14 protein-coding genes are annotated in these 15644 nt (G+C 59.8%); 8 read left to right on the top strand and 6 right to left on the bottom strand.

The window, feature by feature from the left end:
- Nucleotides 1–234 precede the first annotated feature (234 nt).
- Nucleotides 235–1776, top strand: coding sequence for an FAD-dependent oxidoreductase (locus tag ACWKWM_RS24635; RefSeq protein WP_483848616.1), 1542 nt, complete (start codon nucleotides 235–237; stop codon nucleotides 1774–1776).
- 39 nt (nucleotides 1777–1815) lie between these two features.
- Nucleotides 1816–1977, top strand: a complete 162-nt coding sequence (locus ACWKWM_RS24630) for a hypothetical protein (RefSeq protein WP_483848615.1) — start codon at nucleotides 1816–1818, stop codon at nucleotides 1975–1977.
- A gap of 21 nt (nucleotides 1978–1998) precedes the next feature.
- On the opposite strand, the gene ACWKWM_RS24625 is transcribed toward ACWKWM_RS24630, so the two are convergent.
- Nucleotides 1999–3114 carry an MBL fold metallo-hydrolase gene (locus ACWKWM_RS24625; protein WP_483848614.1) on the bottom strand — a complete coding sequence of 372 codons (1116 nt, stop codon included), beginning with the start codon at nucleotides 3112–3114 and terminating at the stop codon, nucleotides 1999–2001.
- A gap of 189 nt (nucleotides 3115–3303) precedes the next feature.
- Between ACWKWM_RS24625 and ACWKWM_RS24620 the strand changes: the two genes are divergently transcribed.
- On the top strand, nucleotides 3304–3927 hold the full coding sequence (locus ACWKWM_RS24620) for a TetR/AcrR family transcriptional regulator (RefSeq protein WP_483848613.1): 624 nt from the start codon (nucleotides 3304–3306) through the stop codon (nucleotides 3925–3927).
- Nucleotides 3928–4140: 213 nt separating this feature from the next.
- On the opposite strand, the gene ACWKWM_RS24615 is transcribed toward ACWKWM_RS24620, so the two are convergent.
- The gene (locus ACWKWM_RS24615) at nucleotides 4141–4839 is read right to left on the bottom strand and encodes a DJ-1/PfpI family protein (RefSeq protein WP_483848612.1); all 699 of its coding nucleotides are present in this window, start codon (nucleotides 4837–4839) and stop codon (nucleotides 4141–4143) included.
- A gap of 149 nt (nucleotides 4840–4988) precedes the next feature.
- On the opposite strand from ACWKWM_RS24615, the gene ACWKWM_RS24610 reads away from it, so the two are divergent.
- The 4 genes from ACWKWM_RS24610 to ACWKWM_RS24595 all read left to right on the top strand — a co-directional run bounded on the left by ACWKWM_RS24610 (nucleotide 4989) and on the right by ACWKWM_RS24595 (nucleotide 9829).
- Nucleotides 4989–5969 carry a GlxA family transcriptional regulator gene (locus ACWKWM_RS24610; protein ID WP_483848611.1) on the top strand — a complete coding sequence of 327 codons (981 nt, stop codon included), beginning with the start codon at nucleotides 4989–4991 and terminating at the stop codon, nucleotides 5967–5969.
- Between the two features lie 176 nt (nucleotides 5970–6145).
- Nucleotides 6146–7495 (top strand): GntT/GntP/DsdX family permease, encoded by a 1350-nt coding sequence (locus ACWKWM_RS24605; protein ID WP_483848610.1) that lies wholly within the window; start codon nucleotides 6146–6148, stop codon nucleotides 7493–7495.
- On the top strand, nucleotides 7496–8356 hold the full coding sequence (locus ACWKWM_RS24600) for a MurR/RpiR family transcriptional regulator (protein ID WP_483848609.1): 861 nt from the start codon (nucleotides 7496–7498) through the stop codon (nucleotides 8354–8356).
- Nucleotides 8357–8359: 3 nt separating this feature from the next.
- Nucleotides 8360–9829, top strand: a complete 1470-nt coding sequence (locus tag ACWKWM_RS24595) for an N-acyl-D-amino-acid deacylase family protein (protein ID WP_483848608.1) — start codon at nucleotides 8360–8362, stop codon at nucleotides 9827–9829.
- An 83-nt stretch (nucleotides 9830–9912) separates the two neighbouring features.
- On the opposite strand, the gene fahA is transcribed toward ACWKWM_RS24595, so the two are convergent.
- Nucleotides 9913–11211, bottom strand: coding sequence for a fumarylacetoacetase (fahA, locus tag ACWKWM_RS24590; RefSeq protein ID WP_483848607.1), 1299 nt, complete (start codon nucleotides 11209–11211; stop codon nucleotides 9913–9915).
- Nucleotides 11208–12524 (bottom strand): homogentisate 1,2-dioxygenase, encoded by a 1317-nt coding sequence (gene hmgA / locus ACWKWM_RS24585; RefSeq protein WP_483848606.1) that lies wholly within the window; start codon nucleotides 12522–12524, stop codon nucleotides 11208–11210. The genes fahA and hmgA overlap by 4 nt, the downstream gene beginning before the upstream one ends.
- A 228-nt stretch (nucleotides 12525–12752) precedes the next feature.
- On the opposite strand from hmgA, the gene ACWKWM_RS24580 reads away from it, so the two are divergent.
- Complete coding sequence (locus ACWKWM_RS24580) at nucleotides 12753–13547, top strand: IclR family transcriptional regulator (RefSeq protein WP_483848605.1); 795 nt, start codon at nucleotides 12753–12755, stop codon at nucleotides 13545–13547.
- Between the two features lie 88 nt (nucleotides 13548–13635).
- Here the strand turns inward: ACWKWM_RS24580 and hppD are convergent, their stop codons facing one another.
- Together hppD and maiA are read right to left on the bottom strand one after the other, a co-directional pair.
- The gene (gene hppD, locus ACWKWM_RS24575) at nucleotides 13636–14712 is read right to left on the bottom strand and encodes a 4-hydroxyphenylpyruvate dioxygenase (protein ID WP_483848604.1); all 1077 of its coding nucleotides are present in this window, start codon (nucleotides 14710–14712) and stop codon (nucleotides 13636–13638) included.
- A 139-nt stretch (nucleotides 14713–14851) separates the two neighbouring features.
- Complete coding sequence (gene maiA / locus ACWKWM_RS24570) at nucleotides 14852–15484, bottom strand: maleylacetoacetate isomerase (protein ID WP_483848603.1); 633 nt, start codon at nucleotides 15482–15484, stop codon at nucleotides 14852–14854.
- Between the last annotated feature and the right edge of the window lie 160 nt (nucleotides 15485–15644).

Below are 15644 nucleotides of genomic sequence, written 5' to 3'. Positions count from 1 at the left end.
ACGCGACTCAACCGGCAGACGCGATACCTGTAGCAGCTGACGAGCACCGCAAGGCTGCGATTGCGGAGTGTCAAACAAATTGCATCGCAGCCTCGCGCGGCTCGTCAGCTCCTATAGAGCAATGGATAAGATTTAACGCACGCTCAAGACGCCTGAATCGGTATCGATCATCAATCTCTCTGAACCTCCGCATCGCCCGCCGACTCACAACAGAAAGCCAATAAGGACACTTATATGCCTCTGCACCGAGTCGCTGAACTGGCTGATCTTCGTGAAGATCGTGGCTTTCAGGTTGAAATTGGCGATACCAAAATCCTGCTCCTTCGGGCAGGCGATGAAGTCTTCGCCTACCAGGCCGAGTGCCCCCACGCCGGGGCCCCGTTGGCTGATGGCGCTGTATGCAACGGTCATTTGATCTGCCCCTGGCACAAGGCCGAGTTTGCAATTAACGACGGCAGCCTGTGCGAACCTCCTGCCCTCGATTCCCTCACACGCTACGCCACGCATTTGATCAACGGCCAGGTTCACGTTGACGATCAAGCGCTGCCAAAACCCACGCCGACACTCGAGAAAGACGATCGCTGTTTTGTCATCATTGGCGCAGGCGCTGCCGGTACCGCAGCCGCCAGCGCATTGCGGGAAAAGGGCTTCAATGGTCGTTTGCTGTTGATCGATCGCGAACGCGAGCCCGGTTATGACCGCACCGCCCTGAGCAAATTTGTGCTCGCCGCCGACGTAAAACCAGACGAAATCCCAGCCATTCGCGAGGATAGTTTTTATCAGGATCAGCACATCGAACGGGTGTGGGGCGAAGTGATGAAACTGGACGTGGTGAACAAGCGTGTGTTCATCGCTGACGGTCGACGCTTCGACTACGACGCAGCGCTGGTGACAACCGGTGGCGAGCCCCGCACCCTGCCGCTGATCGGCTCTGAACTGCCGCAGGTCGTGACCCTGCGCCAGCGAGACGACGCCAGGCAGATTCTCGAAAAAGCGACGCCGGGCGCCCATGCGTTAATCGTCGGTGACAGTTTCATCGGGCTCGAAGCCGCTTCCGCCCTGCGCAAGAACAACGTATCGGTCACCGTGCTTGCCCGCCATGAAACCCCTTTTATTGCTCAATTTGGCGAACGCATCGGCCGAGCGATCAGGACGTTGCACGAGGCAAACGGCGTGCTGTTCCGCACCCACGTGGAGGTCAGTCATTTCGAGAGTGATCAGGCGGGTGACCCGCTGAAATACGCCATGCTGAGCAACGGAGAAAAGCTTGCCGTGGACGTCGCGTTGATCGGCATTGGCGTTGACCCTGCCACCCAATTTACCGACGGCGTGTCGCTGGAAAAGGATGGATCGCTAAAGGTCGATAGCGGCATGCGCGTTACTCAGGATTTATGGGCTGCGGGTGACATCGCCACCTTTGAGCTCAACGCCGTACCACTGCGCATCGAACACTGGCGCCTGGCGCAACAACAGGCGCGAATCGCCGCCAGCAACATGCTCGGTGGCGATGAGCGTTACCTGAACGTGCCTTTCTTCTGGACCTTTCACTTTGGCAAACGCCTGGATTATCTGGGGCACGCCGAGCAGTGGGACGACATCATTTATCTGGGTGAACCAGAGACTTTCGACTTCCTCGCCTTGCTGTGCAAACAGGGCGTCGTGGCTGCCGTCGTGGCCTGCGAGCGGGAGCGGGAAATGGCCATGCTGGCCGAGCGCATGAAACAGCCGCTGTTTCTGAATGAAGCACTGATGTTGATTAAGGCGTTGGCTAACTGAGCGGCGAATGACCTTTCACTTCTGACCAAGGACAAGCACATGAACGAACAAGAATCAGACCGCGAAGACCTCGACCACAAGCCGGAAAATGCTGGCAGTGTGGGCGAAAAACACAAGCAACTGAACGAGCAGGGAGAACACCCGAGGCCGCGTTCACCCAAGGATCCTGACGATGAAAATAACCCCGCGAACCACGAATAGCGGTGCCGGGGCTATTGTTCTTCAATTATCGGCTTGGGCCTGACGGGCCGTGCATCGGCCCATACAGATGCGCCTTTTGGCGGGCGCTGCAGCCCGTGAGTTCTCGTCAGCCACGCTTTCCACCTGGGTCCACCAGGTTTCACCGCGGTTAGGGTAGTCCACGTAAAACGGCTGTCCCATCTGCGGTGTGGTGATGGAGACGCTGCGCTCCCAGGCCAGGGCCAGAATTCTATCGAACGGCTCATGCCATGCGTGCATCGCCAAGTCGAACGTGCCGTTGTGAATGGGCAGCAACCACTTTCCGCGCAGATCCAGATGCGCTTGTAACGTCTCTTCGGGCTGCATGTGCACGTCCGGCCAATCGACGTTGTACGCACCGGTTTCCATGAGCGTCAGATCGAACGGCCCGTATTGCTCGCCGATCACTTTAAAGCCGCTGTGATAACCGGTGTCGCCGCTGAAGAAAATCCGCTGCTGATCGTTGATGATCACCCACGACGCCCACAGCGTCTGGTTGCCATCGCGCAAGGTACGCCCCGAGAAATGCTGCGCCGGTGTTGCGACGAAGCGAATCCCGTGAATTTCGGTGGATTGCCACCAGTTGAGTTGCTGGACCTTTTCAGCCGGCACGCCCCACTCGATCAACGTATCGCCCACACCAATCGGGGTGATGAAATGTTCGGTTTTGTCCTTCAGCACCTGGATAGTCATGTGGTCCAAGTGATCGTAATGGTTGTGCGAGAGGATCACCGCCTTGAGCGGCGGCAGGTCTTGCAGGCTGATCGGCGGCTGGTGAAAGCGCTGTGGCCCGGCCCATTGCACCGGCGATGCGCGCTCGGCGAACACCGGATCAGTGAGAAAGTACTGACCGCGCAGTTTGAGCAGAACGGTGGAATGGCCGAGGCGGTAAACCGTGTTGTTCGGCGCCGCCAGCAGTTGCTGACGCGATAACGGCAGCACCGGAATCTCCCCCGCCGGCCGGGTATGGCGTGGCTTGTTAACCACCGAGTTCCAGAAAATGCGCAGGGTTTTGAAAAAGCCCAGTCGGTTCATCGGTTTGTGATTGCTGTAGCGCCCCTCGTGCCGGGACAGGACAGGCAACGAGGTGACGTCATTTCGATTTTCGGTCAAGGCCATGGGTGCTGACTCCAGTGGAACGGTTGGAGAGTGTGCAAGGGGCGAACGCTTTGCAGGATGTTGCATACGTCGGGAAGAAGTAAGCAAGAAGATGTAACCGGTTTTTACACTACACAGTGTAGTTTCTAGCTTGCATCAAACACAATCACAAGTAAACTGCCGAGTGTAATTTTCCTTGAAGTGAAATTGATGACTGCCCCCCTGCGCCTGACTGACCGAAAACGTGAATCCATCGTCCTCGCCGCGATTGCAGAGTTCCGTGACAACGGTTTCGAGATCACCAGCATGGACCGCATCGCGGCCCGGGCCGAGGTGTCCAAGCGCACGGTGTACAACCACTTCCCGAGTAAAGAAGAGCTGTTTTCGGAAATTCTGCAGCGCCTGTGGACCAACGCCAGCGGTCAACCGGATGCGTCATATCGCACAGATGTCCCCCTGCGCGACCAACTGCGGGAAATGCTCAAGTCCAAGATGAAAACCCTCAGCGACAGCAACTTCATTGATCTGGCCCGTGTGGCGATTGGTGCGACCATCCACTCGCCGGATCGCGCGCAGACCTGGGTCAACCGGCTCAACCAGCGTGAAGAATCGTTCACCGTATGGATTCGCGCTGCCCAGCAGGACGGTCGCTTGAAGGAGGTGGAGCCGGGGTTTGCCGCTTATCAGATCCATGCCTTGCTCAAGGCTTTCGCCTTCTGGCCACAAGTCACCCTGAACGAGCCGCTGCTGCCGCCTGAAAAGCAGGTGTCGGTGGTCGAATCGGCGCTGGACATGTTTTTGTGCTGGTATGAGATCAAGAAAGCTGCGCACTAGGGCTGACGGCGAATAAGCCGGTACAGGCCAAAGACTTGTAGTGGTAAAAAAAGCTTCGCGGGCAAGCCTCGCTCCAACGAGGACCTAGCCGCGTGACAAAACGCATAACCCGTGGGAGCGGACCTGTCCGCGAAGAGGCCGTCAGGTCCGCTACATTTTCGTCGTCAGGACTACCGCATTCGCAGACGGGTCCGCTCCCACAGGGTCATCGCATCAACTGGCAGCGCTGTGTGTAATCTTGCCCGCCGCCACCCGTTCAACAATCGCCCGACGCGCGTTCAATCCAGGTGTTGCACGCTCGGTGGCGGTGGCCAACACGCTGGCCGATGCGCTGTCGGGGCGGCCTGAATCGAAAGGCGGCGCCGGGGCGTATTCCAGTTGCAGCTGAATGAGCTGCGCTTTTTCCGGATCGAACAGCTCACTGACCAGCGTCAGCGCAAAGTCGATACCCGCCGTCACGCCGCCACCGGTCATCAGGTTGCCATCACGCACCACACGTTCGTTGACCGGGATCGCCCCGAAACTTTCAAGCAAACTGTGTGAAGCCCAATGAGTGGTAGCGCGCCGTCCTTGCAACAGACCCGCAGCACCCAGCACCAGCGCGCCGGTGCAAACCGAGGTGACGTACTGGGCGGTCGCCGCCTGCTGCTTGATGAAATCCAGCGTCTCGGCATCTTCCATCAGCGCATCGACGCCCACGCCTCCCGGTACGCAGATCACGTCCAGCGGCGGGCAACCGGCAAATGTGCGGGTGGGCATCAGCAGCAACCCCGTGCTCGAAATCACCGGCGCCAGTTCTTTCCACAGTAAATGCACGGAGACGCCCGGCATGGTGGCAAAAACATCGTAAGGCCCGGTGAGGTCCAGCTGCTGGACGTTGGGAAACAGCAGGATGCCGATGTGCAGGGTCATGGGGGTACTCCAATGAATTCGTATCTGGAAAGGCACGCTCCCTGTAGGAGTGGTTGCGCCTGTGGACGAACCCACTCTAGCCAAATACGCTCTGGCGGATACGCCATAATACCCACAAATCACGCCAACCATCAAACACAGGTCTGCCCATGCCTCAGACACCGAAAGCCGTTCACATCCTCGCGTTTCCCAACGTGCAGTTGCTAGACGTGGCCGGGCCGCTGCAGGTATTCGCTTCAGCCAATGTGCAAGCCGTGCGCCTGGGCCAGCCTGCTGCGTATGCGCCCAGCGTGATTTCCACCCAGCCGGGCAGCGTGATGTCGTCGGCCGGGCTGGGACTGCTGACCTTTCCATTGCCATCGTCGACCTCGGACACGCTGATCATCGCTGGCGGTTGGGGCGTTCATACCGCGCTGCAGGACGAGCAACTGGTGCGCTGGGTGCGCGAACAGGCAAGCACCGCCCGGCGCGTTGCGTCGGTGTGCACGGGGGCTTTCATGCTGGCGCAGGCCGGCGTGCTCGACGGCCATCGCGTGGTGACGCATTGGGACAGTTGCGACACGCTGGCGCAGCGCTATTCAAAGGTCCAAGTCGATCCGGAACCGATCTTCATCAACGAAGGCGCGCTCTGGACGTCGGCAGGCGTGACGGCCGGCATCGATTTGGCGCTGGCACTGGTGGAGGCAGATCTGGGTCGAAACATCGCCCTGGCCGTGGCGCAGGATTTGGTGGTGTTTTTAAAGCGGCCAGGCGGTCAGTCGCAATTCAGTACCGCGCTGTCGATGCAGCAGGCCACGCGCAACAACGACAGCCGCTTCGCGGATCTGCATGCGTGGATTCTCGACAATCTGGCCAGCGAACTGTCAGTCGGGGTTCTCGCCGCTCATGTGGGGATGAGCGAGCGCAGTTTTGTCCGCCATTATCGCGCCCACACCGGCAACACCCCCGCGCGCGCCATCGAGCAATTGAGGGTTGAAGCCGCACGCCGATTGCTCGGTGACAGCGCCCTGCCCATCAAACGCATCGCCGATCGCTGCGGCTTCGGCACCGAAGAAACCCTGCGCCGTAGTTTCATGCGCACCGTGTCCGTCACGCCCCAGGCCTATCGGGAGCGGTTTAGTGCGCAGTGATGCAGATTTGCCGGCGAGGCTTGCCCGCGAAGCTGAGTCTGTAATTTGTCTGGCACACCTAGTCACAGCTTCGCGGGCAAGCCTCGCTCCAACGCACGTAAATATATTTCATAATTTGTAATATTTATCCTGTTTCGTGTAAGTTAATTTCCATCACGAAAACAGGGATAACAAAAATGCCGCCCTCCTCTGGCCTGTCACTCCTGATCTACGCCGCCGTGGCGATCATCGCGCTGATCGTCTTGATCGCCCGGTATCGCCTCAACCCCTTTGTCGTTATCACCCTGATTTCCGTCGGACTGGCCTTGGTTGCAGGGATGCCCGCCACTGGCGTGGTCGCGTCCTACGAAGCGGGTGTCGGCAAAACCCTCGGCCACATCGCGCTGGTGGTGGCTCTAGGCACCATGCTCGGCAAAATGATGGCCGAATCGGGCGGCGCCGAGCAGGTGGCGCGCACGCTGATCGATCGCTTTGGCGAACGTAACGCGCACTGGGCCATGGTCTGCATCGCGTTTCTGGTGGGCTTGCCGCTGTTTTTCGAAGTCGGCTTCGTGCTGTTGGTGCCGATTGCTTTTACGGTAGCGCGGCGAGTCGGGGTATCGATCCTGATGGTCGGCCTGCCAATGGTCGCGGGGCTTTCCGTGGTACACGCCCTGGTGCCACCGCACCCTGCCGCGATGTTGGCGGTACAGGCCTATGGCGCTTCGGTGGGGCAAACGCTGTTTTACGCCATTCTCGTCGGCATCCCGACCGCGATCATCGCCGGCCCGCTTTACGCCAAATTCATCGTGCCGCGCATTCAACTGGCCGATGAAAACCCGCTGGCCAAGCAGTTTCTCGACCGCGAACCCCGCGAGAAACTGCCGAGTTTCGCCCTGACCATGGCCACCATCCTGCTGCCTGTGGTGTTAATGCTGTTGGGCGGCTGGGCCAACCTCATCAGCACGCCTGGCAGCGTGTTCAACAGCTTTCTGCTGTTCATCGGCAACTCGGTCATCGCCCTGCTGCTGGCGACGTTGCTAAGCTTCTGGACGCTGGGCATTGCCCAGGGCTTCAACCGCGATTCGATCCTCAGATTCACCAACGAATGCCTGGCGCCAACCGCCAGCATCACGCTGTTGGTGGGCGCAGGCGGCGGTTTGAACAAGATTCTGGTGGACAGCGGTGTCACCAACGAAATCGTCGGGCTGGCGCAGGATTTTCACCTGTCGCCGCTGCTGATGGGCTGGCTGTTCGCGGCGCTGATGAGGGTCGCGACTGGCTCCGCTACTGTGGCGATGACCACCTCTTCGGGCATCGTGGCGCCCGTTGCACTCGGCCTGGGCTATCCACATCCCGAACTGTTGGTGCTGGCGACGGGTGCAGGGTCGGTGATTTTTTCCCACGTCAACGATGGCGGTTTCTGGCTGATCAAGGAGTACTTCAACATGACCGTGGCGCAAACCTTCAAGACCTGGACAGTGCTGGAAACGCTGATTTCGATCATCGCGTTCGCCCTGACCCTTGGTCTGGCACAGGTGCTCTGAGTGGACATCCTTTACCAGATCCGCGCGCGCCAGGACTCGTTCAGCGCAGGCGAAGGGCGAATTGCCAAACTGATCCTCAGCGACACGGCGTTCGCCGCCAGCGCCAGCCTCGATGATCTGGCCACGCAGGCGAAAGTCAGCAGCGCTACCCTGTCGCGCTTCGCCCGCAGCATCGGCTGCCGCGACCTTCGTGACCTGCGCCTGCAATTGGCTCAGGCCAGTGGCGTCGGCAATCGCTTCCTTAACCCTGAACGGGCGCCGGAGCAGTCGGCGTTTTTCACCCAGATCGTCGGTGACATCGAAGCCACCCTGCGTCAGCACTTGGCAGGCTTCGACGAATCGCGCTTTGCCCAGGCCGTCACCCTGCTGACCCAGGCGAAGATGATCCACGCTTTCGGTATGGGCGGCTGCTCCAGCTTGTGCAGCGAAGAACTGCAAACCCGCCTGGTGCGCCTGGGCTATCCGATCGCCGCCAGCCGCGATCCGGTGATGATGCGCCTGATTTCGGCCACGCTTGGGCCTGCGCAGACGATCATTGCTTGCTCGCTCACCGGGCGGACGCCGGAACTGCTGGATGCGCTGAAGCTCGCTCGCAGCTACGGCACGAAAATCCTCGCGATCACCTTGCCCAAATCCCCACTCGCACGACTGGCGGATGTGGTGCTGCCGTTGCAGATCGCCGAAACCAATTTCATCTACAAACCCACAGCCGCACGCTACGGCATGCTGCTGACCATCGATGTGCTCGCCACGGAACTGGCGCTAAAGGCCCCCGAGGAAAATCAGGAGCGTCTGCGGCGGATCAAACTGGCGCTCGATGATTATCGCGGCGGCGAAGACGGCCTGCCGCTCGGAGACTGAATCATGCTTTATGACCTGATCATTCGTGACGCCCAGGTGATTGATGGCAGCGACGCCCCGGCCTTTCGCGCTGACGTGGCGATCCGTGACGGCCGCATCCAGCGCATCGGCAGCCTGGACGGCGTGTCTGCAACTGAGGAAATCAACGCGGCGGGACGCGTTCTGGCGCCAGGCTTCATTGATGTGCACACCCACGACGACACGGTGGTGATACGCAAACCGGAAATGCTGCCCAAGATCACCCAAGGGGTGACCACGGTGATCGTCGGCAACTGCGGCATCAGCGCCTCGCCGGTGACGCTCAAAGGTGAGCCGCCTGATCCGATGAATCTGCTCGGCCCGGCCAAAGCATTTTCCTACCCGCGCTTCAGCGATTACGCAGCCGCCGTCGACAACGCGCGGCCGGCGGTCAACGTCGCTGCGCTGATCGGTCATACCGCCCTGCGCAGTAATCATCTGGATGACCTGTTGCGCACCGCCAAACCCGATGAAATTGCTGCCATGCGCGAACAATTGCGCGACAGCCTTGAGGCTGGCGCGCTGGGTCTGTCTACCGGGCTTGCCTACGCTTCGGCGTTCTCGGCTAAGACCGATGAAGTCAAGCAACTGGCCGAAGAATTGACCGCATTCGGCGCGGTGTACACCACCCATTTGCGCAGCGAGTTCGAGCCGGTACTGGACGCGATGGACGAGGCATTTGTCATCGGCCGACATGCAAAATCGCCGGTGGTGATCTCGCACCTCAAATGCGCGGGCGCCGGCAATTGGGGTCGCAGCCCGCAGCTGTTGGCGTCACTGGAAAAGGCTGCGCTGGATCATCCTGTGGGTTGTGACTGCTATCCGTATGCCGCCAGTTCGTCGACGCTGGATTTGAAGCAGGTCACTGATGCGTTCCGTATCACCATCACGTGGTCAACGCCGCATCCTGACCAGGGGGGTCGAGACCTGAAAGAGATCGCCGCCGATTGGGGCGTTTCGCTGATCGACGCCGCCCGCACGCTACAACCGGCTGGGGCGGTGTACTACGGTATGGATGAAAACGACGTACAGAATATTTTGAAACATCCGCTGTCGATGATCGGTTCAGACGGCCTGCCCGAAGACCCGTTTCCGCACCCGCGCCTTTGGGGAGCGTTTCCTCGGGTATTGGGGCATTTCAGTCGTGATCTGGGATTGTTTGCGCTGCACACCGCCGTGCACAAGATGACCGGGCTGACCGCCAGCCGTTTTGGCCTGCACGAGCGTGGGTTTATTCGTGAGGGGTATTGGGCGGATCTGGTGTTGTTCGATCCTGAAACCGTGCGCGATGTGGCGGACTTCAAAGACCCACAACGCGCCGCTGAAGGCATCGACCGCGTGTGGGTGAATGGGCATTTGAGTTATGCCGACGGTAAAGCGCAGGGTCAGCGCCAAGGCAGATTTTTGCCCAGGAGCGGGTCGTTGGTTGCCGGATTTAGCCAAGGCTCACTGTAGGAGCCAACTTGTTGGCGAGCCAGGCGACGCAGATTGTCTGGCTCACCGTCTCGCGAACAAGTTCGCTCCTACAGAGGTTCCAATCAACCGACGATCACACCCCGGCATTCACCAAAGCCGATGCTGACCTGCCCTTCCCTGTGGCAGCGAGCTTTCAGGATCACTTCATCGCCCGCCTGCAAAAATGTGCGGGTCTCGCCGGTCGGTAGCTCAATGGGACGTTTCCCGCCTTGGGTCATTTCCAGCAGGCTGCCCAATTGATCGGGCTCTGGTCCTGACAGGGTCCCGGTGCCAAACACATCCCCCGCCTGCAGCTTGCATCCGTTGACGCTGTGGTGCGTGACCATCTGCGCCACCGTCCAGTACATATTCAGTGTGTTGCTCAAGCCCAGCCGATACGGCGCCAAGCCCTGATCTTTCATCTGGGCGGTCTGGATCAATACCTCAAGCTCGACGTCCAGTGCGCCGTTACCTTGGTCATCGGCGTTGAACAGATACGGCAACGGCGCCGGATCACCTTGAGGACGCTGCGGTTGCGCACTGCGAAAAGGCGCGAGGGCCTCGGCAGTCACTACCCAGGGTGAGAGCGTGGTGGCGAAGCTCTTGGACAGAAACGGCCCCAGCGGCTGATATTCCCAGGCTTGCAGGTCACGGGCAGACCAGTCGTTGAGCAGGCAGAAACCGGCGATGTGCTGACCCGCATCAGCGATCGCAATCGGCTCACCCGCTTCGTTGCCCGGCCCGATCCACACCCCGACTTCCAGCTCGTAGTCCAGCCGCTTGCTCGGTCCGAACGTCGGCACTTCAGCGCCAGGCGCGAGCGTTTGGCCGCTCGGGCGTTTAACCGGCGTGCCCGAAACGCACAGGGTTGAGGCGCGGCCGTGGTAAGCAATCGGCACATACTTGTAGTTGGGCAGAAGCGGGTTGTCCGGCCGGAACAGTACGCCGACGTTAGTGGCGTGATGAATGCCCACGTAAAAATCGGTGTAATCACCGACTTTGGCCGGCAGGTGCATTTGGCACTCTGCCATGGGCCGCAACAGCGATTCACCCATCACCTGCAAGCGCTCGCGCTGAGGACTTTTTGCATCCAGCAGGTGCAGCAGATCTGCGCGCAGTGCCTGACGAGCCGACGCGCCCAACGCGAAGAAGTCATTGAGCTGATCACGGCTGGCGGCTTCGGCGGCCAGGCGCGCGATTCCCTGGAACAGGCTAGCGTCCAGTGCCACTTGCAGATCGAAAACCTTGTCGCCGATGGCCACCCCGCCTCGCTTGCTCGCATTGCCATGGCTGAAGACGCCAAAGGGCAGGTTCTGCAACGGGAAATCCGGGTGATCATTGGCCGAAACCACCCAACTGCGCAGGTGTGTGGAAGTGTTCATCGTTGGCTATCCGAATCCAAAGGTTTGAAGGTTCTGGCGATGCCGTTCCAGCACGCGTCGTAATCGCTTTGCAGCTGCGGGCATTCAAGGGCATGACGGCTGGGACGCAGCACTTTGCCGGTCTCGAACATGAACGCCATGGTCTGCTCAATCTTGTGCGGCTTGAGCTCGGCGGCCATGGCCTTTTCGGCGGTGGCGTTGTCCGGCCCGTGGGCGCTCATGCAGTTGTGCAACGACACGCCGCCGGGCATGAAGCCCTCGGCCTTGGCATCGTAGGCGCCCTCGATCAGGCCCATGAATTCGTTCATCAGGTTGCGGTGAAACCACGGCGGACGGAAGGTGTTTTCGGCCACCATCCAGCGCGGCGGGAAGATCACGAAATCCACATTGGCCTGGCCGTGGCTTGCACTCGGCGAGGTCAGCACGGTGAAAATCGAAGGGTCGGGATGGTCATAGCTGACCGTGCCCAAGGTGTTGAAGCGGCGCAGATCATATTTGTACGGCACGTTGTTGCCATGCCACGCCACTACGTCGAACGGTGAGCCAGGCAAGGTCGTGGCCCACAGCTCGCCGAGAAATTTCTGCACCAGCACGGTTGGCTGTGTGCTGTCTTCATAGTGGGCGACGGGCGCCTGAAAATCTCGTGGGTTAGCCAGCCCGTTGCTGCCAATCGGCCCCAGATCAGGCAGGCGCAGAGCGCAGCCGTGGTTCTCGCAAATGTAGCCACGCGCATTGCCATCCTTGAGCTGGACGCTGAACTTGAGGCCTCGAGGCAGCACGGCAATCTCTTGCGGCTCGATGTCCAGCACGCCGAGCTCGGTGACGATACGCAATCGACCTTGTTGCGGCACGATCAGCCACTCGCCGTCGGCATTGAAAAACGCGCGCTGCATCGAGGCATTGGCGGCATAAACATACACGCTGACGCCTTCGGCCTGATCCGCAGCCGAGGTGCTGGCCAGGGCGATCAAACCGTCGATGAAGTCAGTGGATTGCGTGGGGATATCGAAAGCATTCCAGCGCAGGCGGTTCGGCGTGATAGAGCCCTGTTGCTGGCCGCGGATCTGGGTTTCAAGGCGCTGGTAGTGAGGGTGACTGGCCGATGGCTGGATGCGATATAGCCAGGTGCGCCGGGCTTCGCTGCGGGGAACGGTGAACGCAGTGCCCGAGAATTGCTCGGCGTAAAGGCCCAGGGGATGGCGTTGCGGGGAGTTCTGCCCCACCGGCAGCGCGCCAGGAATGGCCTCGCTGCTGAACTGATTACCGAAACCGCTCTGGTACGTCAGGGCGTCGGGCGCCTGTGCTGTGGACATCTTGACCTCTTGTTCTTATGGATTCAGCGCCGCCCCTGTAGGAGCGAATTTATTCGCGAGGGGCCATTACCGTTGTTGAATCTTTGTCGCCAAGGACATTGCCTCGCGAACAAGCTCGCTCCTACAGGGGGTACGTAGCATTACCGTAAATCGATTACGCATAACGTAATTTGAGTTTGTGAGAGGGTCAAGCTATAAAGCAGCCTTCTCAGACCGGCGCCCCTCCCCATGACCGATAATTCCCCAAGCCCTGTAGGCGCACGTGCGCAGAAAGTGCAGTCCGCTGAAGTCGGCGTCGGCATTCTCAAGGCGCTGGCGGACCTGGCGCCCTCGACCTCGCTGTCGAAATTGGCCGAATACGTGGGCATGCCGGCGAGCAAGGTTCACCGCTATCTGCAGGCGCTGGTGGACAGCGGTTTCGCCGAACAGAACCCACTGAACAACCATTACGCGCTGGGCCGCTCGGCATTGCAGGTCGGGCTCGCGGCCTTGAGTCAACTAGACGTGTTGAAGATCGCCGCACCGCAACTGGCAAACCTGCGCGATGAACTCAACGAAACCTGCTTTCTGGCGGTGTGGGGCAACAAGGGCCCGACTGTGGTTTACGTCGAGAAATCCTTGGGCGCCGTCACACTGGTGACGCAGATCGGCTCGGTGTTGCCGTTGCTCAGTTCGTCTACCGGGCTGGTGTTCGAGAGCTTTTTGTCGTCCAGCGAGACGGCATCGTTGCGGGAGTCTGAGTCGTCGTCGCTCAGCTCGTCGCAAGTAAAAGAAGTCCAGGCGCACATCAAGGAAATCCGCAGCAATGGGGTGCACCAGATTCAGGGCATGTTGATGACTGGGGTTAACGCAGTGTCGTCGCCGGTATTTACCCTGGGCAACACGTTGGCGGGGGTGGTGACCGTGGTGGGCTCCGCGTCGGTGTTGACGGGGGAAAAGCAGGTGCTGGCGGCTCGCAGGTTATTGGAAACCGCTCGAGCCGTCAGCGAACGGATGGGCGGGGAAATGCCCTCGAACCTGTAGGAGCGAACTTGTTCGCCAGGCGTTCTCCCTGACACCCCGCGGTGTCTGCTTCGCCAACAAGTTGGCTCCTACAGGACTTAGGCGCGCTTCAATCTGCGGTCAGGACCCCGCGCCGCACCTGGTCTCGCTCGATCGATTCAAACAGCGCCTTGAAATTGCCTTCGCCAAAACCGTCATCGCCCTTGCGCTGGATGAACTCGAAAAACACCGGGCCCATCAGGGTTTCCGAGAATATCTGCAGCAACAACCGCTGTGTGCCGCCTTCCGACGTGCCGTCGAGCAGAATCCCACGGGCTTTTAGCTCATCTTCGGGCTCGCCATGGTTTGGCAGGCGCCCTTCGAGCATCTCGTAATAGGTCTCCGGCGGCGCAGTCATGAAACGCATGCCGATGGCTTTCAGCGCATCCCAGGTCTTGATCAAGTCTTCGGTGAAGAAGGCCACGTGCTGAATGCCCTCGCCGTTGAACTGCATCAAGAACTCCTCGATCTGCCCCGCGCCCTTGGACGACTCCTCATTGAGCGGGATGCGGATCATGCCGTCCGGTGCGGTCATGGCTTTGGACGTCAGGCCGGTGTACTCGCCCTTGATGTCGAAGTAGCGCAGTTCGCGGAAATTGAACAGCTTCTCGTAGAAGTTCGCCCAATAAGCCATGCGCCCGCGATAGACGTTATGAGTCAGGTGATCGATAAACTTGAGGCCAGCGCCCTCGGGATGGCGATCCACGCCTTCGATGAACACGAAATCGATGTCGTAGATCGAAGTGCCTTCGCCAAATCGATCAATCAGGTACAACGGCGCGCCGCCGATACCCTTGATCGCGGGCAGTCGCAGCTCCATCGGGCCGGTGGCGATTTCGATGGGTTGCGCGCCTAGTTCAAGCGCGCGGCTGTAGGCCTTTTGCGAGTCCTTGACCCGGAAAGCCATGCCGCACACTGAAGGACCGTGCTCCGCTGCGAAGTAGGACGCTTCGCTGTGGGGCTCGTTATTGAGGATGATGTTGATCGCGCCCTGGCGGTACAACTGCACGTTCTTGGAACGGTGGTTGGCGACTTTGGTGAAGCCCATCATCTGAAACACAGGTTCGAGGGCGCCGGGGACGGGCGAGGCGAATTCGATGAATTCAAAGCCCATCAGGCCCATCGGGTTTTCATAAAGGTCGGTCATGGTCTTGCTCCTGGAAAGTGAATAGCGCGGATGCCGATATCACTGTCCAGAGGGTGGTGCGCAGGGAATGCCCCGTACGCTGCGGGCGAGAAAATCGCCGAAGATGAGTTGCAGACCAAAGCTTTTCATGTAGGAAAGGTTACTCCGGCTTATCGGATTGCGCATCTGGATGCGCGTGCTGGAAAGCAGGATGCTCAAGCGCCAACTGCTCAACGCGAACAATGCGCGGCAAAGCGCTGAGATCGACATTGAAGCGGCATGCCGCGTATAGCTGCGGCAGCAGATAGACATCGGCCAGCCCGACCGGGCCGAAACAGAAGCCCTCATCGCCGATCAGCGCTTCGACGGCAGTCAGGCCTTCGCTGATCCAGTGACCGATCCAGGCCACCACATCGCCTTCGTCATGGCCCAGACCGCGCAATCGATTGAGCACCGCCACGTTGTGCAGCGGGTGAATGTCGCAGCCGATCAGCGCCGCCACTTGCCGATGTCGGGCACGTGCAATCAGCTCGGGGGGCAGCAGCGCAGGTTGGGGGTAGCGTTCTTCGAGGTATTCGATGATGGCGTTGGACTGAGTGATGACGTCGCCTGAGTCCAGACGCAGCGCCGGTACACGGCCCTGGGGATTGATCGCAAGGTAATCAGCCTTGTGGTGTTCGCCGCCGTCGCGGATCAGGTTCACCGCAACGGCATTGACGTTCTGGCCCTTGAGCGCCAGTGCAATGCGCACACGGTAGCTGGAGGTCGAGCGGTAATAAGTGAAAAGGTCCACGGCGGTTGCCTGTCGCTGGTTTTTATTGTTCGGGATATTTCAGAATCTGATTACGCAGTGCGTAAATTGCGGGTTTGGAGCACGACTGTCAAGGCTGGACGGAATCGCCGATCTGATGATCGTTCCCACGCTCCGCGTGTTGACGCCGACCAAGACGCTC

It is taken from the genome of Pseudomonas rosaeacicularis (genome assembly GCF_057128745.1).
This window is presented reverse-complemented; position numbering and strand designations above follow the sequence as displayed.